The organism is Microbispora sp. H10670 (assembly GCF_014161385.1).
GTDB lineage: Bacteria > Actinomycetota > Actinomycetes > Streptosporangiales > Streptosporangiaceae > Microbispora > Microbispora triticiradicis.
This window is the reverse complement of record NZ_JABBWW010000007.1, coordinates 54,659-74,799: the sequence shown is the minus strand read 5'-3', so window position 1 is coordinate 74,799 and position 20,141 is coordinate 54,659. Positions and strand designations below refer to the sequence as shown.

At 70.7% G+C, this 20,141-nt stretch carries 17 protein-coding genes and 1 pseudogene; 12 read left to right on the top strand and 6 right to left on the bottom strand.

Annotated elements, in window-relative coordinates; genetic code table 11:
* Positions 1–201: 201 nt before the first annotated feature.
* From urtA to HHX33_RS35875, 6 genes and pseudogenes are all read left to right on the top strand, one after another.
* Positions 202–1,395, top strand: coding sequence for an urea ABC transporter substrate-binding protein (gene urtA / locus HHX33_RS12525; RefSeq protein WP_204288235.1), 1,194 nt, complete (start codon positions 202–204; stop codon positions 1,393–1,395).
* Between the two features lie 74 nt (positions 1,396–1,469).
* Positions 1,470–2,324, top strand: a complete 855-nt coding sequence (gene urtB, locus HHX33_RS12520; protein WP_182874734.1) for an urea ABC transporter permease subunit UrtB — start codon at positions 1,470–1,472, stop codon at positions 2,322–2,324.
* On the top strand, positions 2,321–3,394 hold the full coding sequence (gene urtC / locus HHX33_RS12515) for an urea ABC transporter permease subunit UrtC (RefSeq protein WP_310741342.1): 1,074 nt from the start codon (positions 2,321–2,323) through the stop codon (positions 3,392–3,394). The genes urtB and urtC overlap by 4 nt, the downstream gene beginning before the upstream one ends.
* A complete protein-coding gene (gene urtD, locus HHX33_RS12510; RefSeq protein WP_182874733.1) occupies positions 3,391–4,182 on the top strand; it encodes an urea ABC transporter ATP-binding protein UrtD in 792 nt (263 codons plus the stop codon). Before urtC ends, urtD begins: the two co-directional genes overlap by 4 nt.
* Positions 4,169–4,861, top strand: coding sequence for an urea ABC transporter ATP-binding subunit UrtE (gene urtE / locus HHX33_RS12505; protein WP_182874732.1), 693 nt, complete (start codon positions 4,169–4,171; stop codon positions 4,859–4,861). Before urtD ends, urtE begins: the two co-directional genes overlap by 14 nt.
* Positions 4,862–5,058: 197 nt before the next feature.
* Positions 5,059–6,498: pseudogene (locus HHX33_RS35875) on the top strand (RNA polymerase subunit sigma-70); the annotation flags it as partial.
* 89 nt (positions 6,499–6,587) lie between these two features.
* Here the strand turns inward: HHX33_RS35875 and HHX33_RS35865 are convergent.
* Both HHX33_RS35865 and HHX33_RS12495 read right to left on the bottom strand, forming a co-directional pair.
* Entirely contained in the window at positions 6,588–7,601 is a 1,014-nt protein-coding gene (locus HHX33_RS35865; protein WP_259402399.1) for a GNAT family N-acetyltransferase, read from the bottom strand.
* Positions 7,602–7,754: 153 nt separating this feature from the next.
* Positions 7,755–8,000: a DUF2630 family protein gene (locus HHX33_RS12495; RefSeq protein WP_111697182.1), complete on the bottom strand. Its 246-nt coding sequence runs from the start codon at positions 7,998–8,000 to the stop codon at positions 7,755–7,757.
* 307 nt (positions 8,001–8,307) lie between these two features.
* Between HHX33_RS12495 and leuA the strand changes: the two genes are divergently transcribed.
* On the top strand, positions 8,308–10,032 hold the full coding sequence (gene leuA / locus HHX33_RS12490) for a 2-isopropylmalate synthase (protein ID WP_182874730.1): 1,725 nt from the start codon (positions 8,308–8,310) through the stop codon (positions 10,030–10,032).
* Between the two features lie 300 nt (positions 10,033–10,332).
* On the opposite strand, the gene HHX33_RS12485 is transcribed toward leuA, so the two are convergent.
* The 3 genes from HHX33_RS12485 to HHX33_RS12475 form a co-directional block, all read right to left on the bottom strand.
* Complete coding sequence (locus tag HHX33_RS12485) at positions 10,333–11,226, bottom strand: nucleotidyl transferase AbiEii/AbiGii toxin family protein (protein ID WP_182874729.1); 894 nt, start codon at positions 11,224–11,226, stop codon at positions 10,333–10,335.
* Between the two features lie 15 nt (positions 11,227–11,241).
* Positions 11,242–11,877 (bottom strand): type IV toxin-antitoxin system AbiEi family antitoxin domain-containing protein, encoded by a 636-nt coding sequence (locus HHX33_RS12480; RefSeq protein WP_182874728.1) that lies wholly within the window; start codon positions 11,875–11,877, stop codon positions 11,242–11,244.
* A gap of 173 nt (positions 11,878–12,050) precedes the next feature.
* Positions 12,051–12,563 (bottom strand): carboxymuconolactone decarboxylase family protein, encoded by a 513-nt coding sequence (locus HHX33_RS12475; protein WP_182874727.1) that lies wholly within the window; start codon positions 12,561–12,563, stop codon positions 12,051–12,053.
* A 152-nt stretch (positions 12,564–12,715) separates the two neighbouring features.
* Here HHX33_RS12475 and sigJ point away from each other — a divergent pair, with 152 nt between their 5' ends.
* Complete coding sequence (gene sigJ, locus HHX33_RS12470; RefSeq protein WP_310741341.1) at positions 12,716–13,684, top strand: RNA polymerase sigma factor SigJ; 969 nt, start codon at positions 12,716–12,718, stop codon at positions 13,682–13,684.
* Positions 13,685–13,914: 230 nt separating this feature from the next.
* The gene (locus tag HHX33_RS12465; RefSeq protein WP_182874726.1) at positions 13,915–14,649 is read left to right on the top strand and encodes a hypothetical protein; all 735 of its coding nucleotides are present in this window, start codon (positions 13,915–13,917) and stop codon (positions 14,647–14,649) included.
* A 52-nt stretch (positions 14,650–14,701) separates the two neighbouring features.
* Here HHX33_RS12465 and HHX33_RS12460 read toward each other — a convergent pair whose 3' ends face one another.
* Positions 14,702–15,400 carry a TetR/AcrR family transcriptional regulator gene (locus HHX33_RS12460; RefSeq protein ID WP_182874725.1) on the bottom strand — a complete coding sequence of 233 codons (699 nt, stop codon included), beginning with the start codon at positions 15,398–15,400 and terminating at the stop codon, positions 14,702–14,704.
* A 107-nt stretch (positions 15,401–15,507) separates the two neighbouring features.
* Between HHX33_RS12460 and HHX33_RS12455 the strand changes: the two genes are divergently transcribed.
* The 3 genes from HHX33_RS12455 to HHX33_RS12445 all read left to right on the top strand — a co-directional run bounded on the left by HHX33_RS12455 (position 15,508) and on the right by HHX33_RS12445 (position 20,079).
* A complete protein-coding gene (locus HHX33_RS12455; RefSeq protein ID WP_182874724.1) occupies positions 15,508–15,852 on the top strand; it encodes a YrdB family protein in 345 nt (114 codons plus the stop codon).
* 18 nt (positions 15,853–15,870) lie between these two features.
* The gene (locus tag HHX33_RS12450; RefSeq protein ID WP_182874723.1) at positions 15,871–16,800 is read left to right on the top strand and encodes an NAD-dependent epimerase/dehydratase family protein; all 930 of its coding nucleotides are present in this window, start codon (positions 15,871–15,873) and stop codon (positions 16,798–16,800) included.
* A gap of 276 nt (positions 16,801–17,076) precedes the next feature.
* Positions 17,077–20,079 (top strand): AfsR/SARP family transcriptional regulator, encoded by a 3,003-nt coding sequence (locus tag HHX33_RS12445; protein WP_310741340.1) that lies wholly within the window; start codon positions 17,077–17,079, stop codon positions 20,077–20,079.
* The last annotated feature ends 62 nt before the right edge of the window (positions 20,080–20,141 follow it).

Genomic DNA, 20,141 nt, shown 5'->3' with positions numbered 1-20,141 from the left:
TACCCGCGGTTTCTCCCGCGTTACCCAGGCATTTCGTATGCGTATCCGGAAGGCGGTGAGGCTTCGCTAATGAGTTGTTAACCGTCGTGATTTCGACGGGAAATAGCGCGCGCTCACCTTTGCGGCAGACGGATCGGCGCGGGGGCCGTAGGCGGCAAGGAGAGGCACTTGCGTAACTCATTATGGCGTACCGGGGCGGTCATCGCTCTCTCGACGGTGACGCTCGCGGCATGCGCTGGACAATCTGGAAAAAGTGACACATCGGCCTCGTCTGGGGGCGGAAACACCATCAAGGTCGGCATCCTGCACTCCCTGAGCGGCACCATGGCCATCAGCGAGGTCACGGTCAGGGACGCCGAGCTGCTGGCCATCGACGAGATCAACGCGGCGGGCGGGGTGCTGGGCAAGAAACTGGAGCCCGTCGTGGAGGACGGCGCCTCCGACTGGCCGACGTTCGCGGAGAAGGCCACCAAGCTGATCGCGCAGGACAAGGTCGCCACCGTCTTCGGCGGCTGGACGTCGGCGAGCCGCAAGGCGATGCTCCCCGTCTTCGAGAAGCGCAAGGCGCTGCTGTGGTACCCGGTCCAGTACGAGGGGCTGGAGAGCTCCCCCTACATCTTCTACACGGGAGCGACGACCAACCAGCAGATCGTCCCCGGGCTCGACTACCTCAAGGAGAAGGGCAAGAAGAAGCTCTTCCTCGTCGGCAGCGACTACGTCTTCCCGAGAACCGCGAACAAGATCATCAAGGCGTACGCCGCGGCGAACGGCATGGAGGTCCTCGGCGAGGAGTACACCCCGCTCGGGCACACCGAGTACAGCACGCTGGTCAACAAGATCACCGAGGCGAAGCCGGACGCGGTGTTCAACACCCTGAACGGCGACAGCAACGTCGCGTTCTTCAAGCAGCTCAAGAGCGCCGGGGTCAGCGCCGAGCAGATGCCGGTCATGTCGGTGTCGGTGGCCGAGGAGGAGGTCAAGGGCATCGGCGTCGACAACGTCGCGGGGCAGCTCGTGGCCTGGAACTACTACCAGACGACCGACACCCCGGCGAACCAGAAGTTCGTCGCCGCCTTCAAGGCCAAGTACGGCGCGGACAAGGTGACCTCCGACCCCATGGAGGCCGGATACAACGCCGTCTACCTGTGGGCCGAGGCCGCCAAGAAGGCCGGGAGCACCGACGTCGAGGCCGTGAAGAAGGCGGCCGGCGGCGTCTCGCTCGACCGCCCCGAGGGCAAGGTCACGATCGACGGCGACAACCAGCACGTGTACAAGACCGCGCGCATCGGCGTCGTCCAGCCGGACGGCCAGATCAAGGAGGTCTGGAACTCCGGTGAGCCGATCAAGCCGGACCCCTACCTCAAGACGTACTCCTGGGCCGGCGGCCTGGTCTGACCGCCGCCGATGACCGTACACAGCCGCGACCGGGGCGCGCCGCGCCCCGGCGCGGGACAACGTCGGGAGGTGACGTGGAAGGGGTGCTGAACCAGCTGCCGATCGGACTGTCGATCGGAGCGGTCCTGCTGCTCATCGCTCTCGGGCTGACCTTCACGTTCGGGCAGATGGGCGTGATCAACATGGCCCACGGAGAGTTCATCATGGCGGGGGCCTACACGGCCTACCTGCTGCAGGGCGTGGGCTTCCTGGTCGCCCTGCCGGCCGCCTTCGTGGTCGCCGGGCTCATGGGCCTGGTGCTGGAGCGCACGCTGATCCGGCGCTTCTACGGCCGCCCGCTGGACACGCTGCTGCTCACCTGGGGAGTCAGCCTGATGCTCCAGCAACTGGCCCGGGACCTGTTCGGGGCGCCCAACGTGCAGGTCGTCTCACCGGCCTGGCTGCGCGGGGGCCTCGGCATCCTGCCGTACAACCGGCTGTTCATCATGGCCCTCGCCGTGCTGTCGGTGCTCGCCATCTGGGCGTACATGCACAAGACCGGGCAGGGGCGGCGGATGCGGGCGGTGATGCAGAACCGCGGGCTCGCGGCCACCAGCGGCATCGACACCGGGCGCGTCGACCAGCGGACGTTCTTCATCGGCTCCGGCCTGGCCGGGGTCGCGGGGGTCGCCCTCACGCTGATCGGCCCGGTCGGGCCGACGCTCGGCACGTACTACATCGTCGACGCGTTCCTGGTGGTCGTGGCGGGTGGTCTCGGGCAGTTGCGCGGCGCGGTGCTGGCCGCGATCGGCCTCGGCCTGCTGAACTCCTACGCCGAGTTCTGGAGCGACGCCAGCCTGGCCAAGGTGATCGTGTTCGTGGCGATCATCGGGTTCCTGCAGATCCGGCCGCAGGGGCTGTTCTTCGTCCGATCGCGGGCGCTGACGTGACGGCCGTCGAGGCGCCGCCCGTCGTACGGCGGGAGCCGCGCCGGTGGCAGGGCCCGGCGGCCTTCGCGGCGGTGGCGCTGCTCGCCCTGGTCGTGGCGCCGCTGCTGCTCGAGCCGTTCCGGCTCGGCCTGCTGGCCAAGTATCTGTGCTACGCGATCGTGGCGCTGGGCATCGGCCTCGCGTGGGGGCAGGGCGGCATGCTGACGCTCGGGCAGGGGGTGTTCTTCGGCCTCGGCGGCTACGCGATGGGCATGTATCTCAAGCTCCACGACGCGGGCGGGGACCTGCCCGACTTCATGGTCTGGAGCGGGGTGGAGAAGCTCCCGGCGCTGTGGACACCGTTCGGCAACCCGGTCTTCGCGCTCGCCATGGCCGTCGCGGTGCCCGTCGTGGTCGCGCTGCTGCTCGGCGCGCTGGTGTTCCGCCAGCGTGTGCGCGGGGCGTACTTCGCGATCCTCACCCAGGCGCTGGCCGCGGCCCTGGTGATCCTGCTGGTGGGGCAGCAGGGACTGACCGGCGGCACGAACGGGCTGACCAACTTCTTCGACTTCTTCGGTCAGGACCTCGCCGCCGACGAGACGCAGCGGGGGCTCTACCTGACGGTGGCGGTCGTGCTGGGAGTGCTCTACCTGGGCGCCCGGCAGCTCGTCCGCAGCCGGTTCGGGCGGCTGCTGCTGGCGGTCAGGGACGGCGAGGACCGGGTGCGCTTCCTCGGGTACAACCCGGCCACCGTGAAGACGCTGACCTTCGCCGTCTCGGCGGGCATGGCCGGCATCGCGGGAGCGCTGTTCGTGCCGGTGGTCGGGATCATCTCGCCGGCGCTGCTGGGGGTCGTCCCCTCGCTGGAACTCGTCGTCGGGGTGGCCGTCGGCGGCCGCTTCGCCCTCGCGGGCGCGCTGCTCGGCGCGGTCGTCATGGGCTACGCGCGGACGTACTTCAGCGAGGAGCTTCCGGCCGCCTGGCTGTACCTGCAGGGAGCCCTGTTCGTCCTCGTCATGACGCTCGCGCCCCGGGGCATCGCCGGCCTGGCCGCCGGGCTCGTCCGCAGGAGAAGGGAGGCCGGGACGTGAGCGAGGCCCCGGCGGAGACCAGGTCTCCGGAGACGGCGTTACTTGAGATCAGAGGGCTGCAGGTCGCGTTCGGCGGCTTCCGGGCCATCGACGGCGTGGACCTGACGGTCGGGCGCGGCGAGCTGCGGTTCCTCATCGGGCCGAACGGCGCGGGCAAGACCACGCTCATCGACGTGATCACCGGCCTGACCAGGCCCACCGCGGGATCGGTGCGGTTCGAGGGCCGGGATCTCGCGGGCCGCAGGGAGCACGAGATCGTCCGGCTCGGCGTGGGCCGCACCTTCCAGACCTCCGTGGTCTTCGAGGAGCTCACGGTGCTGGAGAACCTCGACCTCGCCGCGTCGTTCCGCCGTCCCCTGTGGTCGCTGCTGCGCCGAGGGCGCGGGGTGTCGGCGGAGGTCGCGGCGGCGCTGGAGACGATCGGCCTGACCACGCTGGCGCGCAGCAGGGCCGGGGTGCTGTCCCACGGGCAGCGGCAGTGGCTGGAGATCGGCATGCTGATCGTCCAGCGGCCCCGGCTGCTGCTGCTCGACGAGCCGGTCGCGGGCATGGCGTCCGACGAGCGCGAGCGCACCGGCGAACTGCTCACCGAGATCGCCCGCGACCACACCGTGATCGTGGTCGAGCACGACATGGACTTCCTGCGCCGGTACGCCTCCCAGGTGACCGTCCTGCACGAGGGCAAGGTGCTGATGGAGGGCTCGGTGGACGAGGTGCGGGCCGATCCGCACGTGCAGGAGATCTACTTGGGACGCGCGCGGGAGGGTGCCGAGGATGCTGTCCGTTGAGGGACTCGAAGCGGGGTACGGCCGGGCCCGGGTGCTCTTCGGAGTCTCGCTGGAGGTGCCACCCGGCCGCCTCGTCTGCGTGATGGGCCGCAACGGGGTCGGCAAGACCACCCTGCTCAACACCGTCATGGGCGTGCTCCCGGCGACCGGCGGGAAGGTGACGTTCGAGGGCAGGGACGTCACCCGCCTGCGCCCCGACCAGCGCGTACGGCTCGGCATGGGCTACGTGCCGCAGGGACACGAGACGTTCGCGCAGCTCAGCGTGATGGACAACCTGCTGGTCACGCTGGAGGCGTCCGCGCACCGCGACCAGGCCGCCGTGGAGGAGGCCCTGGAGGTCTTCCCCCGGCTGAAGCCGCTGCTCAAACGGTCGGCGGGCTTCCTGTCCGGCGGCCAGCAGCAGCAGCTCGCGATGGCCCGCGCCCTGGTCACCCGGCCGAAGCTGCTGATCCTGGACGAGCCGACGGAGGGCATCCAGCCCTCGATCATCCTGGAGATCGAGGAGGCGGTCGAGCGCCTGCACGCGACCGGGCTCGCGATCCTGCTGGTGGAGCAGTATCTGGACCTCGCGCTGCGGCTGGCCGACGCCTTCCTGATCCTCGACGCGGGGCGGGTCGTGCGCTCCGGCGCGGCGCGGGACCTGCAGGACGAGGAGGTCCACCGCCTGTTGTCCGTCTGAGCCCTGTCGCCGGTCGCGGCCATGCCCTTACCCTGGAAGGGAGGAAGCGATCGCACGTGTGAACGCCTTCGGCCGCGCCGGAGGCTCCGCACCGCCCCAGGGCGGTGGGGGCCGTACGGACCCGGCACTGCGCACGGTCCGACCGCTTCCTCCGTCGTCTCCGGCACCGCCGCCCGGAGACGGGGCAGGATGGGCCGATGGGTGAGGAAACGGTCGGCCGGACGGGGGAGTCCGGCGCCGGACTGCTGGCCGCGGCCCGCTCGGGTGACGGCGACGCCTTCGGGCGCCTGGTCGGGCCACTGCGGGACGAGCTGCGCGCCCACTGCTACCGGATGCTGGGGTCGGTCCACGACGCGGAGGACGTCGTCCAGGAGACGCTGGACCGGGCCTGGCGTGCCCTGCCGCGGTTCGAGGCCACTGGACTTGCCGATGACCGGGGCTCCCTACGGCCATGGCTGTACGCGATCGCGACGAACAGGTCGCTGACGCTCATCGAACGGCGCGGACGGCGTGAGCTGCCCGCCGATCTGGGCCCTGAAGGCGCGCCGGCGGCCGAGGCGGCGTGGGTGGAGCCCTTCCCCGACCGGTTCACGAGCTGGACGGAGGAGCTGGGCCCGGAGGCGCGCGTCGTGGCGCGGGAGAGCGTGGAGCTGGCCTTCGTCGCCGCGCTACAGCACCTGCCGGCTCGGCAGCGGGCCGTGCTGCTGCTGCGCGACGTCCTCGGCTACGGCGCAGGCGAGGTCGCCGGTCTGCTGGAGACGACCGTCGCCGCGGTCAACAGCGCGCTGCAGCGGGCCCGCGCCACGCTCGGCCGCCTGGTCCCGCCGGCCACCCAGCGGCGCACCCTCGGCCTGACCGACGACTACGAGCGGATCCGCGACCTGATCGAACGCTGGGCCGAGGCGGTCCACCGCGGCGACATCGACGGGGTGGTCGCCGGCCACGCCGACGACATCGTGATGTTCGACGTGCCGCCGCCGTACGAGGGCGTGCGAGGCCTGGACGCCTACCGCGAGACGTGGCCGCCCTTCTTCGCCTGGCAGGTGCGGGGCGCCTGCTTCGAGATCGAGTCGCTGGACGTGACCGCGGGGGAGGACGTCGCGTTCGCCCACGCCCTGTTGCGCTGCGGCAGCCCGGAAGAGCTCGCGGCGAATCCGCGGATGCGCCTGCGGCTGACGCTCGGCCTGCGCAGGCAGGACGACCGATGGGTGATCGCCCACGAGCACCACTCGTTCCCGTACGTCGAGCCCGACGCCGATTCCGGAACGGCGGCCGAGAAGGAGGTGAGGGAACTGCACCGCCGGTGGTTCGCCGGCACCGCCGCCGGGGACCTGGAAGGCCTCATGACCGGCGTCGCCGACGACGTCGTCTCATACGAGCACGACGGGCCGCTGCGACTTCGTGGCGCCGAGGCGGTGCGCGAGGTCTGCGCGCGTGGCCTGGATGCCGCCGACGGCGGCGTGAGCTGGGACGTCCCCGACCTCAAGATCCTGGTCAGGCAGGACCTGGCGGTCGCGTGGGGGCTGAACCACATCCGGGTCGAGCAGGCCGGCGGCGAGAGCGCCGAGACGTGGTCACGCGGAACCCGCGTGTTCGAGAGGCGAGACGGCGCGTGGGTGATGATCCATCAGCATCTCTCCTTTCCGTACGATCCGGTCACCGGCGAGGCCAGGACCGGCCTGAGCCCGTGGCCGGACGTCGGGCTGTCACGGCGGATCGACCGCGATCAGACGGCGAGCTGCAGGCCGTTCCAGGTGTCGAAGACCGTGAAGCCGATCGCCTCGTTGATCGCCAGCATGTGCGGGTTCTCGACGGAGTTCCACGTGATCACACGCTCGGCCGAGGGTTCGCAGGCGCGCAGCCACATGAGGTTGGCGAGCTTGAGCACCAGACCGAGCCGCCGGCCGCGGTGCGCCTTGAGCACCGCCGTGGAGGACTGGCGGACCCATCCCTCCGGCTGCTCGGCGTCCATGACGAGCTGGGTGTATCCCGCCGGATCTCCACCGCTCAGGTGGCGGGCGATCACGGTGTAGGTCCGCTGGCCCGCCAGGGAGAGCATCTCGTCGCGGGCGCGCACACGCTCCGCGTTCCACCGCTGGTCCTCCATCGCGAGGTCGCCGAGCGGCTCGTCGTTCATGCCCTCGTTCAGCCGCGCCATGTCGTCGAGCAGGTCGGCGGGGGTCGGCCCGGCCCACCGTTCGAGCGAGTATCCGGTGGCGTGCCGTACGGCGCGGGCCCGCAGGAGTTCGAGGCCGGACCAGTCCGCCGTGGGCAGGTCGAGCACCAGCCGGGTCTCGGTGGTGGCGCGGGAGAAACCGCGGGCGTCGGCGAAGGCCGAGCCCGGGCCGTCCGCGGGGGCCTCGCCGACCAGCACGCTCCGGCCCTCCGCGTGAGCCCGCGCGGAGGCGTGGTCGAGCAGCGCTCCGCCGATGCCCTCGCGCCGGCGGCCGGGATGGGTCATCACCTGGAGCAGGGCGAGGTGGGTGTTGTCGTGCGCCGGCAGGCGGAGGATGAGGCCGCCCACCACCTCACCACCGTCACGCGCCACCCAGGTCTCCGTACGCTCTCCGGAGGACCCGCTCGCGGCGCTCGCGGCGAAGTGCCGCCACGACATGGCCGGGCCGGGCCGGGCGCAGACCCGGGCGATCTCGTACAGGCCGCCCAGACCTGCCGGACCGTCCTCCGGGCCGTCCTTCGGGCCGATCTCGTGCTCCGCGGCGGCGACGCGCTCGATGTGCATGCCGACAGGAAACCGCACCGCCTTTTCGCGGCGCGAACCATTTTGTCGCGGCGAGGTGGCGGGGCGGTCGTGGCGCGGGGCGCGGCCTCCGCCGTGGCCGGGCAGGTTCCGGCCCGACGGAGCGGCGTGGGTCCGTGGCGCCGGAGCGGACCCTTACTGCAGGTAGTTCTCCACCTCGCTGACGGGGCGGGGAGCGGCGTTGTCGGGGTCCTCGCCCATCTCGCGCCGGGCCCGGCGCTGCCGGAGCAGGTCCCAGCAGCGGTCGAGCTGCTCTTCCAGCGAGGCGATCCTGGCGTGTTCCTCCTCCGAGGTCAGCTCACCCGCGACGAGCCGTTCGCGCAGCGAGTGCTCCTCCTCGACGAGGTCCTTGATCTGCCCCAGGATCTGGTTGTCCTCCATCTGACCCCTCCTTCGTCCACGGCACACCCTAACCCGCCCCCGCTCCGTGGCCCGTCTCGCCATCTGATCGCTTGTCTCGTCCCGCCGAGGCGTCTGCTAGTCTGCTTGACATGCTGCGCGGACTTCTTCTTCTTATCCGCCGCGGCGAGGGCCTGTAAGAGGCCGGCTCCCTCGCCGCGGTGGCGAGAGTCATGCGCGTCGGCCGCCCTGGTTCATCCCTCGGCGCCCCCTTACCCATCGTGACGACGTGATCGTCGTGTGCACACGGGCAGAAGACGGGGCCGCCGCGCGTCCGACGAGGAGCATCATGACCAACGAACAGCAGCCCAGCCCCATGCCCTTCCATCGCTACACGCCGTACGAGCCCGTACGGCTGACCGACCGCACCTGGCCCGACAAGGTCATCACCAAGGCGCCGCGGTGGTGCGCGGTCGACCTGCGCGACGGCAACCAGGCGCTGATCGACCCGATGGACGCCGACCGCAAGCTGAAGATGTTCGACCTGCTGGTACGCATGGGCTACAAGGAGATCGAGGTCGGCTTCCCGGCGGCGTCGCAGACCGACTTCGACTTCGTCCGCCAGATCATCGAAGAGGACCGGATCCCCTCCGACGTGGTGATCCAGGTGCTGACGCAGGCCAGGCCCGAGCTGATCGAGCGGACCTTCGAGTCGCTGCGCGGCGCCCGCCAGGCGATCGTCCACCTGTACAACTCCACCTCCACGCTGCAGCGCCGGGTCGTCTTCGGCCAGGACAGGGAGGGCATCACCGCGATCGCCGTCGAGGGCGCCAAGCTGTGCAAGAAGCTGGCGGCCGCGATGGAGGGCACCGAGATCTACTTCCAGTACTCGCCGGAGTCCTTCACCGGCACCGAGCTGGAGTACGCCGTCGAGATCTGCAACGCCGTCAACGACGTGTGGCAGCCCACGCCCGACCGCAAGGTGATCCTGAACCTGCCGGCGACGGTCGAGATGGCCACCCCCAACGTGTACGCCGACCAGATCGAGTGGATGCACCGCCACCTGGCCTACCGCGACTCGGTCGTGCTGTCGCTGCACCCGCACAACGACCGCGGCACCGCGGTGGCCGCCGCCGAGCTGGGCTACATGGCGGGCGCCGACCGCATCGAGGGCTGCCTGTTCGGCAACGGCGAGCGGACCGGCAACGTCTGCCTGGTCACGCTGGGGATGAACATGTTCTCCCAGGGCATCGACCCCGAGATCGACTTCTCGGACATGGACGAGCTGCGGCGGGTCGTCGAGCACTGCAACCAGCTGCCCGTGCACCCGCGCCACCCCTGGGGCGGCGAGCTGGTCTACACCGCCTTCTCCGGCTCCCACCAGGACGCCATCAAGAAGGGCTTCGACCACCTGGAGCGCGACGCGGCGGCGGCCGGGGTGCCGGTCGACCAGTTCACCTGGGCCGTGCCGTACCTGCCGATCGACCCCAAGGACATCGGCCGCTCGTACGAGGCGGTCATCCGGGTCAACAGCCAGTCGGGCAAGGGCGGCGTCGCCTACATCATGAAGGCCGACCACCAGCTCGACCTGCCGCGACGCCTGCAGATCGAGTTCTCCCGCGTCATCCAGGCCCGTACGGACGCCGAGGGCGGCGAGGTCACCGCGGCCGAGATGTGGGAGCGGTTCTCCGACGAGTACCTGCCCAACCCGGCCAGCCCCTGGGGCCGCATCGGCCTGCTGGCCCACCGGCACACCTCCGCCGTGGACGACAAGGACGCGATCAACGCCGACGTGCGGATCGACGGCCAGATCCGGGAGATCGAGGGCGTCGGCAACGGCCCCATCTCGGCCTTCTGCGACGCGCTGGAGAGCGTGGGAGTGCGGGTGCGCGTCCTCGACTACACCGAGCACGCGATGAGCGCGGGCGCCGACGCCAAGGCCGCGTCGTACGTGGAGTGCGAGGTGGGCGACGCCAACGGCACGCAGGTCCTGTGGGGCGTCGGCATCGACGCCAACACGACGACCGCCTCTCTCAAGGCCATCATCTCCGCCGTCAACCGCGCCACCCGCTGAAGACGGCCGGACAGCGCCCGTAGATCTTCTCTGATCCACGGGTGCTCCCCAAGACCGGGCGCGACCGGCACGATCTGCCGGCGCGCCGGGGCGTAGGGACGGCATCCCGGTCCCGACGTCGAATCCTCGACCGCGCACACCGCGAACCCCGCGGCAGCGCGGTCGAGTCGTTCCCACCCCCGCCCGGGATTCCGTCTGGGCGGATAGCGCCCCGGCGTCCTCGGGGCAGTCACCGCCGCACAGGTGCTTGTTGAGCGGTCTCTCAACGGCGCGACGCGGTTCATGGCGATGAGTTGTGGCTCAGTTCCACGTCAGCGTCAGCGGATCCCATGTTCCCGAAGTGAGCCTTCCGGCCAGAACGGGATCGACCAGCGCCTTGGCCACAACCAGCGCCTCGTTGAGCGACCGTTCAGCCATCCAGGGAAGGTCCGCGACCACGGTGGCGTACCCGGCTGTCCACATCGCTTCATCCGGCACGCACAGCTCGGCCTCGTGAAACAGTTCGCGGCGGTGCGCCTCAGAGGCGAATGCCGTGCAGAGCGCCTGCGCCTGTAACGATCGCGATCTCGCTATGAGAACCAAGTCGACAAGGTCGCGGAACCGGGTGCTTGGTCTGCCGTTGTGGACCTCCAGCATTGCCATGACCTTGTCGGCGATGGTGTCGACCAGCGGATAAAGCCGATACGCCGGGCGGACCAGACCTGGAATGTCGAGCGCGAAAATCGGCGACGACACCTCTGGCTCGCCCGTGATGACCCCGCCGGTCACCAGATCTACTCCGAATCTCTCGAAGCGGCGCGGGCCCAGCCACGCTTCCACACCCACGCGAATACCCTCGACTCCCTGAATCAGGGTTCGCGGGCGGTCGAAGCGGAAGACGAAGAAGTCGCCCAGATCGGTTTCGGCGGCGGTGCACAGCGCTGACAATCCCGCCTCCGGCGAGTCGGCGCGGGCCACGACGTCGACATCGGCCGAGTGCCGGGCAGTGGAGAGGCGGGTGAGCAGTGCGACGCCCTGGATCCACCCACTCTCATTGCTTCCGAACAGGCGCGCGAGCAGGCGGTCATATGCGAAGTGGCGCCGACGCTGGGTCGTCGAGTAGGGGGAATCACCCGCGGTCTTCCTGAGACGGTCCGTGATAGCGGTGCCGAAAGCATGAGGAGAGGTGTAGGGAAACCTGTTGCTGGGCTGCATGGTGGTCGACTGTCCTTATCGGTGGGTCAGGTGCTCCAGGAACTCGTGACCGGTCGCGTCGGGCAGTCCGTAGGCCGCGGCGTAGGGTGCCAGGGCTGCGGCGAGGTCGTCGGGCTGGGCCAGTTGCCGATCCAGCATGTCCGCCGCGACGAGGCTCAGATGACCTCCGTCAAAGTGGACGTTCGCCAGATCGGTGACCGTCCGCTGCGGGGTGGTCACGAGGAGTCCGTCGACCCATTCGACATCATCGGGCCTGAGTGGCGCTTGGTGAATGGCCACATCCTGTCGCCGGGTCCGGAAGCGACGGGGCGGCGGGATGACGAATTCCCACCGCTGGGGTGAGAGAAGTCCTACCTCGTATACAAGAGCCGCGCTGCTGTGTGAGACGACTCCGTGAGCGGCTCCTCGCCGGTCCGTCTGGAGTTCGGGGGCGAGTTGGAGCCATGCGGCCCGCAGTTCCTCCAGTTCCGGGCGGGGGGCACCGGCCACCCGGTAGACGCCGTGGGCCACGTGTTCGAGAACCCCGGCCCGGACCAGGCGGCTGAGGTCACGGCGGTGCGCGCCCCGGCAGGTCGCCTGCCGGGCTGTGACCAGGCCGTGCTGGGTCTCGGCGATGGGCGAGAGACTGCTCATCGCACTGACGAGGCTCATGGCACGACTGTCTCATAGTCGAGACAGTCGTGCCAGAAGGCTGTGATCGGAAGAGCCCGCCTGTCGGGCTGTGAACGACGCGGAGCGAGGGCCGCGTCGAGTGGGGGAACGTGAGAGGCGGCGCCCCCGTCGTTTGTGTGCCGCCTCTCACGTTCTTCAGCGCCGAGGGCGCGTCACTTCCGGTAGTTCCTGCCGGGGGCCTCACCGGGGATCGGCCGGGCGATGAGGGCGACGGGGATGAAGAAGCAGATCTGGCCGATCGCGATCGTGAGCGTCCAGAGGGCCTTCTCGTCGTACTGCGCGGCGGCCCTGGCGTACAGCTCGTCGGGCACGCGCTCCCCGGACGGGTTCGGAGTGAGCACGGCCTCCACGAGCTCCAGCGCGATCCGTTCCGCGTCCGTGAAGTAGGGGGCGTCCCGCCAGGTCGCCACGGCGGTGATGCGCTCCTCGGTCTCCCCGGCCTTGCGGAGCTCGCCCGTCTGCCGGATGGTGTGGTAGGTGCTGCCGACGATCTGCCCGGCGCGGAGTTGCACCAGGGTGATGGTGGTCTGCGGGATCGAGCCGTTCCGGGTGGCCTTGAGCATGGCCCCGGCGAGCGCGGCCACCTCTTCCGGGAAGAACTGGACGGGGTCGGGCAGCCGCGACTGGAGACTGTCTTCCCTGGTTGCTGTGGGAGTGGTCGTCATGAGGTCATTCCTCCTGAGTTTCAGCGGTCCTACGGCCCAAGGGCCGGCGCGGGTTCCGTGCGTACGGCGTCCCGGTTGTCCGACGACGCGGCCGCCGGGAATGTGAGGCGACGCGCCGGCCTCACATTCCGCGCGGTCGTCTCGTCGTAGTGGTGAAGGCGGACGAGACCGAGGGGATCGGCGAGAACATGACCATCCAGTCCGAGCCGGCGGACGGCCCGATCGACCCGGGTCTGAGCGCGATCGTGAGCGAGCGGCGTCAGCTGATCAATCTCGCGTACCGGCTCCTCGGCTCCCTGGCGGAGGCGGAGGACGTCGTGCAGGAGACGTACGCCCGCTGGTACGCCATGTCCCCCTCGCGGCGGGAGGCCGTCGAGTCCCCGGGCGCCTGGCTGACGAAGGTGGCCGGTCGCATCTGCCTCGACCTGCTGGGCTCGGCGCGGGTCCGGCGCGAGCGCTACGTCGGCGAGTGGATCCCCGAGCCGCTACCCGACCGCGCGGAGTGGGCCGCCGGGCAGGCGGCCGACCCGGCCGACCGGGTCACCCTCGACGAGTCGGTCAGCATGGCCTTCCTCGTCGTGCTCGAATCGATGACCCCGGCCGAGCGTGTCACGTTCGTCCTGCACGACGTCTTCTGCCACTCCTTCGCGGAGGTGGCCGAGATCGTCGGCCGTACGCCGGGGGCGTGCCGCCAGCTGGCCTCCTCGGCGCGCCGCCGCGTCCGCGCGTCGCGTCCCGCCACGGCTCCGACGGCCCGGCAGGCCGGTGTCGTCAGGAACTTCAAGCAGGCATGGGAGGCCGGGGACATCGACGCCCTCATCGGCCTGCTCGACCCCGCCGCCACCGTGATCGCCGACGGCGGCGGGGTGGTCGACGCCCTGCTCCTCCCGCTCGAAGGCGCCGAGGAGGTCGCGCGCTACGCGGTCGCCCTGATCGGCAAGGCCGGCGGCCTGACGCTCCTGGAGCGTACGGTCAACGGCCAGCCGGGCCTGATAGGGCAGCGAGACGGCGTCACGGAGGTCGTGATGGCCTTCGACGTCGTGGACGACCGGGTCCGGCACGTCTGGGCGGTCCGCAACCCCGAGAAGCTCCACCCGTGGAGGGAGGAGACACGGCCCTGACGGCCCCGGAACCCCTGGCCTCCCTTCTCGGAATCTCGTGTCCGCGCTTCACCGTTCGACAGGAACACTTAAGGATAAAACGGTCAATTGCCCTAATGGCCATATAGATATCAGAAGTAAACCTGTGCCTCATATGAGCGTCCTCTTTTCGGTTGTCCCACCCGAGTGGAGGAGTGGCTTTGCGCGTTCGTTCTCTGTTGTTCGCCGTAGCTGTGGCTATCGGCCTGTTTGTGCCGATTCAGACCCAATCGGCCGTGGCCGTGTCCGCGTCCGTCGCAAGTTGTTACCGCCAGGTCGGGGACCACTGGGAATGCGTCACCCCCGGCGCCTTCTGCCCTGCCGCCGCCCATGGCCTGTACGGATATTCCGAGAGCGGCGGTAAATACCAGTGCGTCCAGGACGGCTCGTACTGGAGGTGGAAGCCCGCCGGTTCCTCGTCGGGCCAGAGCTCCCAGCCGAGCCCCAAGCCGACTCCCAAGGCGACCCCGACTCCCAAGCCGAGCCCCAAGCCGACGACCAAGCCGGCCAGGGCGAGGTGCTCGCGGGCCTACCTGCCCCTGCCCGATCCCCGCTGCCAGCCGGGCACGCGCAACCCTGCCGTCAGCCAGGCGACCATCGGCACGACGATCTGCAGGGCCGGCTTCACCGCGAAGGTGCGGCCCGTAGCGAGCTACCTGAGCGCGCTGAAGGTCAGGCAGATCGCCGAGTACGGCTACCCGGACCGCAGGCCGGCCCGCTACGAGGAGGACCACGTCATTCCGCTGCTCCTCGGCGGATCGCCCAAGAGTGCGAAGAACCTCTGGCCGGAGCCCGTGTGGAAGGTCAGGGGCAGGAGCGCGGCGGACAAGAACGCCGTGGAACGCCGTCTGTGGAAGGCCGTCTGCGCCGGTGACGTGCCGCTGGCCCGTGCGCAGAAGGCCATCGCGAAGGACTGGCGCACCGCGATCAGGCAGGCGGGGCTGTAACAGGGGAAAGGCGGCCGAGAATCCCTCGGCCGCCCTTTTCCACGGAGGAGCGCTATTCGGAGAAACCGAGCAGGTGGGCCAGGCAGGTCATGTTGTGGTCGAACAGCTCGGCCCGGTGCTCGATCACATTGTTGAACTGGCCGAACAGCTCGAAGCTGACCATTCCGAAGAGCCCGGTCCAGGCGACCAGCGCCCGCGTGACCACGTCGTCGGACACGCCCGGCATCACCGCGCGTACGGCCTCCGCGTCCTGCGACAGGATCGGGGGCGGCGGCGGGCACATCGGCGGAGGGGCGAGGCGGCCGGCCCGCTGGGCGTCCGCCAGTATGCGGCCGTACACGATCGTGCCCCGTGACGCCGGGCCGATCGTGTCCTCCGGGGCGCGGTAGCCCGGCACCGGCGAGCCGTACAGCAGGGCGTACTCGTGCGGGTGGGCCAGGGCCCACTCGCGGACGGCGCGGCAGGCGGCGAGCCAGCGCCCGGTGAAGTCGTCGCGCGGGCGGGTGGCGTCGGCGCGCTCGACGGCCTCGCCGATCGCGTTGTACGCGTCGACGATCAGCACGGTGAGCAGGTCGTCGCGGCTGGGGAAGTAGCGGTAGATGGCGGAGGAGACCATCCCCATCTCCCGGGCCACCGCGCGCAGGGACAGGCCCGGGGCGCCGTCGGTGGCGAGATGACGCCGCGCGATGTCGGTGATCTCCCTGATGAGTTCCGCCCTGACCCGCTCCCGTGCGGTACGGCTCGCGTTCATGGCCTGATGTTATCAGAGCACCGATTCGAGAGCACTGCTCTTGACGACTCGCGCTCTCATGAGAGAGCATTGCTCTCGTAACGGAGCGACGAACGCAAGGAGTGCCGATGCTCACCATGGTGAAAGGGGCGGCCGCCGCCCTCATGTTCTTCCTGGAGCTCGGCGTTCTGATCGCGCTGGCCCGCTGGGGTTTCACCCGGGAGGCGAACATCGTGGTCCGGATCCTGCTGGGGCTCGGCACGCCGGCCGCGTTCGCGACACTCTGGGGACTGTTCATGGCCGGCGGCAAGGCGCCGTACCAGCTGCACGGATTCGCCCGGGGAGCCTTCGAGGTCGTGTGGTTCGGCGCCGGAGCGGCCGCGCTGGCGGCCTCCGGGCTGGTGACCGCGGGTGTGGTGTTCGCGGTGGTGTACGTGGCCGACGCCGCGCTGCGGCTGCTGACGCAGCAATGACATCAATAGGGAGAGATCATGGGCAGGCATGTCGTGGTGGGAGCGGGACAGGTCGGCGGCGCACTCGCCGAGAAGCTGGCCGGGCGGGGGCACGAGGTGACCGTCGTCACCCGTTCGGGCTCGGGCCCGAGGCGCGCGGGGGTGTCGCCGGTCGCGGCCGACGCGGGTGACGCCGCCGTGATGCGGCGGCTCGCGGAAGGGGCCGACGCGATCTACAACTGCGTCAACCCGCCCTACCACCGCTGGCAGGAGGACTGGCCGCCGGTCGCGGCCTCGCTGCTGGCCGCCGCCGAGTCGTCCGGGGCGGTGCTGGTCACGCTGGGCAACCTCTACGGGTACGGCCCGGTGGACGGCCCGATGACCGAGGACCTGCCGCTCGCCGCGACGGGCACCAAGGGCAGGGTCAGGGCGCGGATGTGGGAGGAGATGCGGGCGGCCCACGAGGCGGGCAGGGTCCGGGTGACCGAGGTGCGCGGCTCGGACTACTACGGCCCGGGCTCGTCCGACCAGTCCTACCTGGGGCCGAGGCTCCTGGAGCCGCTGCTCGGCGGCAAAACCGCCACCGTCGTGAGCGACCCCGACATCCCGCACAGCTGGACGTACCTACCCGACGTCGTGCGGGCCCTGGTGGCGGCGGCCGAGGAGGAGCGGGCGTGGGGCAGGCCGTGGCACGTCCCGACCGCCCCGCCCGTGACGATGCGGGCGTACGCCGAGATGGTGTGCGAGGCCGGGGGAGTCCGGGCGCCGAGACTGCGGCGGCTCCCAGCGGTGCTGCTCAAGGCGGGCGGCCTCGCCGTGCCGTTCCTGCGGGAGCTGGGGGAGACCCGTTACCAGTTCGACCGGCCGTACGTGCTCGACTCGTCGGCCTCGCAGGAGGTCCTCGGCTTCGCGCCGACGCCGGTCGAGGACGGGGTGAAGGAGACGGTCGCGTGGTGGCGATCGCGCTGAGGAGCGCATAAGTCACGACATTTGACCCTTGCGCTGGGGATCCCGGCTGGCCATGCTTATTCGAAGATCTTTGAACGATCCCGCCCTCGCCGGCGCTCGGTCCTGGAGACCCCTGTCGGCTCCCGGGCGGGCGGTCGCGCCGGCCGACGACGACAGGCGCGGCCTCACCTTGCAGTTCCGCACTCACGCGCTCCCACGGGACCGCGTTTCACGCCCCGGCAGCAGGGGAGCCGCCGGGGCGACGTCCGGGGGGACGACGTGACAGGGGAGTGGCGGGTGGAGTTTCGACTGTTGGGGCCGGTCGAGGTGGCGGTCGGCGGGATCCCGGTCCCGCTGGGGGGAGTCAAACCGAGGACGCTGCTCGCAGCGCTGCTCCTGGAGCGGGGGCACGTCCTGCCGATGCACCGCCTCATCGACATCCTCTGGCCGGACGGGCCGCCGGAGACCGCCAAAGCGGCGATACAGACCTATGTCAAGACGTTGCGCCAGGCGCTGACCCGTGCCGGGGCCACGGACGTGATCGTCACCCGCGCACCCGGCTACCTGGCGCAGATCCCCGCCGGGTCACTGGACACCGACCTGTTCGAGCGGCTCCTCACCGACGCGCGCGGCGCGGCCACGCCCGAGGAGGCCTCCGGGCTGCTCGACTCCGCGTTGAGGTTATGGCGCGGGCCCGCCCTGGCCGGGCTGGACGACTCGCCGCTGGCGGGGGAGGCCGTACGGCTGGAACAACTGCGGCTGACCGCCACCGAGGAACGTATCGCCGCCGGCCTGGCGCTGGGCCGGCACGGCCGGCTGGTGGCGGAACTGGCCGCGCTGGTCGGGCGCCATCCGCTCAACGAGCGGCTGCGCGGCCAGTACATGACCGTGCTGTACCGGCTCGGCCGGCAGTCCGACGCGCTGGCCGCGTTCCGGGAGGGCCGCCGGATCCTGGCCGAGGACCTCGGGGTTGACCCGGGGCCAGAACTGACCGCCCTCCACCACGCCATCCTGCGCGGCGACCCCTCACTGCTGGCGCCGCCGTCCGGGGAGACGGTCCGCCTCGCCGTACCCGCCCAGTTGCCGTTGGCGCCGGCGGACTTCACCGGCCGTTCCGCGCAGAGCGCGGCCCTGGTGACGGCGCTGACCTCGGGAGAAGCCCCGATGATCCAGGTCGTCGCGGGTCGTGCCGGCAGCGGCAAGTCGGCCCTGGCGATCCACGTCGCCCATCAGGTCGCGGACGCCTTCCCCGACGGCAGGCTGTACGCCGAGCTGCGCGGGATGAGCGATGCTCCCGCCGATCCGGGCGAGGTGCTGGGGAGGTTCCTCAAGGCGCTCGGGGTGCGTCAGGACGCTCTTCCCTCCGCAACCGCCGAGCGGGCCGAGCTCTATCGGAGCCTGCTGGCCGGACGCCGGGTGCTGGTGGTGCTCGACGACGCCGCCGGGGAGCCGCAGGTACGCCCGCTGCTGCCGGGTGGCGCTGGCGGCGTACTGATCACCTCACGCAACCGGCTCGGAGCACTCAGCGGTGCGCGCCGTACGGACCTGGACGTCCTCGAACCGGTTGAGGCCGTCGAGTTGCTCGCCCGGATCGTGGGACCCGAGCGGGTGGCCGCCGAGGAGGCGGTGGCCCACGACATCGTCGACCTGTGCGGCCGGCTGCCGCTGGCGATCCGCATCGCCGGGGCCCGGCTGGCCACCAGGCAGCGATGGCCGCTGCGGCTGCTCGCCGACCGGCTGACCGACGAGCGGCGCAGGCTGGACGAGCTGGCGATCGCCGACCTGGAGGTGCGGGCCGGCTTCGAGCTGAGCTACCGGGGGCTGGACGACGACGAACGCCGGGCGCTGCGGCGGCTCGGTCACCTGGGGGTTCCGGAGTTCTCCCCGTGGATCGCCGCCTGGCTGTGCGACATCGACGACAAACTCGCGGAAGACATCGTGGAACGCCTGGTCGACGCCCAGATGGTGGACTTCAGCCGAGTCGACGACCTGGGCGCGCTCCGCTACCGGATCCACGACCTGGTGCGCATCTACGGACGCGAGCGTGCCGAGGCGGAGGAGCCGTCCGAACGGCTCACGGCGGCCGCGGGCCGGGTGCTCGGGGGCTGGCTCGCCCTGGCCGACCAGGTGGCGGCCGACGCCCCGCCTGATGAGATCGACTGGATGCACCCCGCCGCGACCGCCCCGGCGATCCCGGACGAGCTGACCGCGCGGGTGCTGGCGGCCCCGCACGACTGGTTCGAGATCGAACAGCCCGCGCTGGTCGTCGGTCTGGAGCGCGCCGCCGTGCTGGGCCTGCACGACATGGTCTGCCAATTCGCCTCCGCGCGACTCGGTCCGTCGTTCCTCGGCGTCAACAGGTTCGAGTCACGGGAGCGGATCAACGATGCGGCGCTGGCCGCGGCCCGCCGGGCGGGCGACCGGAACGGCGAGGCGACCATGCTGGCCGAGCTGGGCCACCTGCGCTATCTCCAGGACCGGTTCCCGGAGGCGCGCCGGCTTCTGGGCCACGCGCTCGCCGCCTTCCGGGAGATGGGTGACGCGCGCGGCCAGGCCGTGGCGCTGTCCGGGCTCGGCGTGACCTGCCGGGAGGCGAGCCGCCTGGTCGAGGCGCTGCACTTTCTGGACCAGGCCGACGTCCTCCTCACCGGCCTCGGCGACGATCTCGGTGTCACGTACCTGCGGCGGCTGGCCGCCTCGGTGCGACTGGAGCTTGGGGACTATCCGGCGGCCTGGTCCGGTCTGGAGGAGTCACTGGCCGGCTACCGCCGCCTCGGCAGCCGCCGCGGCGAGGCGGTGACCCTGCGCACCATGAGCCTGTTCCACCGGGCGGTCGGCGACTACGACGCGGCCATCCGGACCGCCGAAGCCGCGACGGAGATCTTCGTCCAGCTCGGCGATCGGTTGCTGGAGGCGTATTCCGTCCGTGCGTGCGCGAAGGCCCGGTTCCGCCTGGGCCAGACGCGGCAGGTCCTGGCCCCACTCGAAGGCGCGCTGTCCACCTGCCAGGCGATGGGAGACCGGTGGGGGCTCGGCATCGCCCTGCGGACCCTGGGCGAGCTGCACCTCGCCGACGGCAACCTGACGGACTCGGCCGCGTGCCTGACCTCCGCCATCGGGGTGTGGGAGGGCATGGAGGCTCCGCTCTGGCAGGCACGTACGGAGCACACGCTGGCCCTCCTGCACGAGGCGAGGGGTGACGTCGAGACGGCGGCGGCGATCCGGGCGCGGGTGCTGACGGTCTTCCGCGACCACGGCGCCCGCGAGTACGGCGAGCTCACCGGCGCCTCCGCTCCCTGAAACGCCCGCTGCTAACCGCTGAAAACCATCCTCCACGGAGTTTCACCGTATTTTCAGCGCCT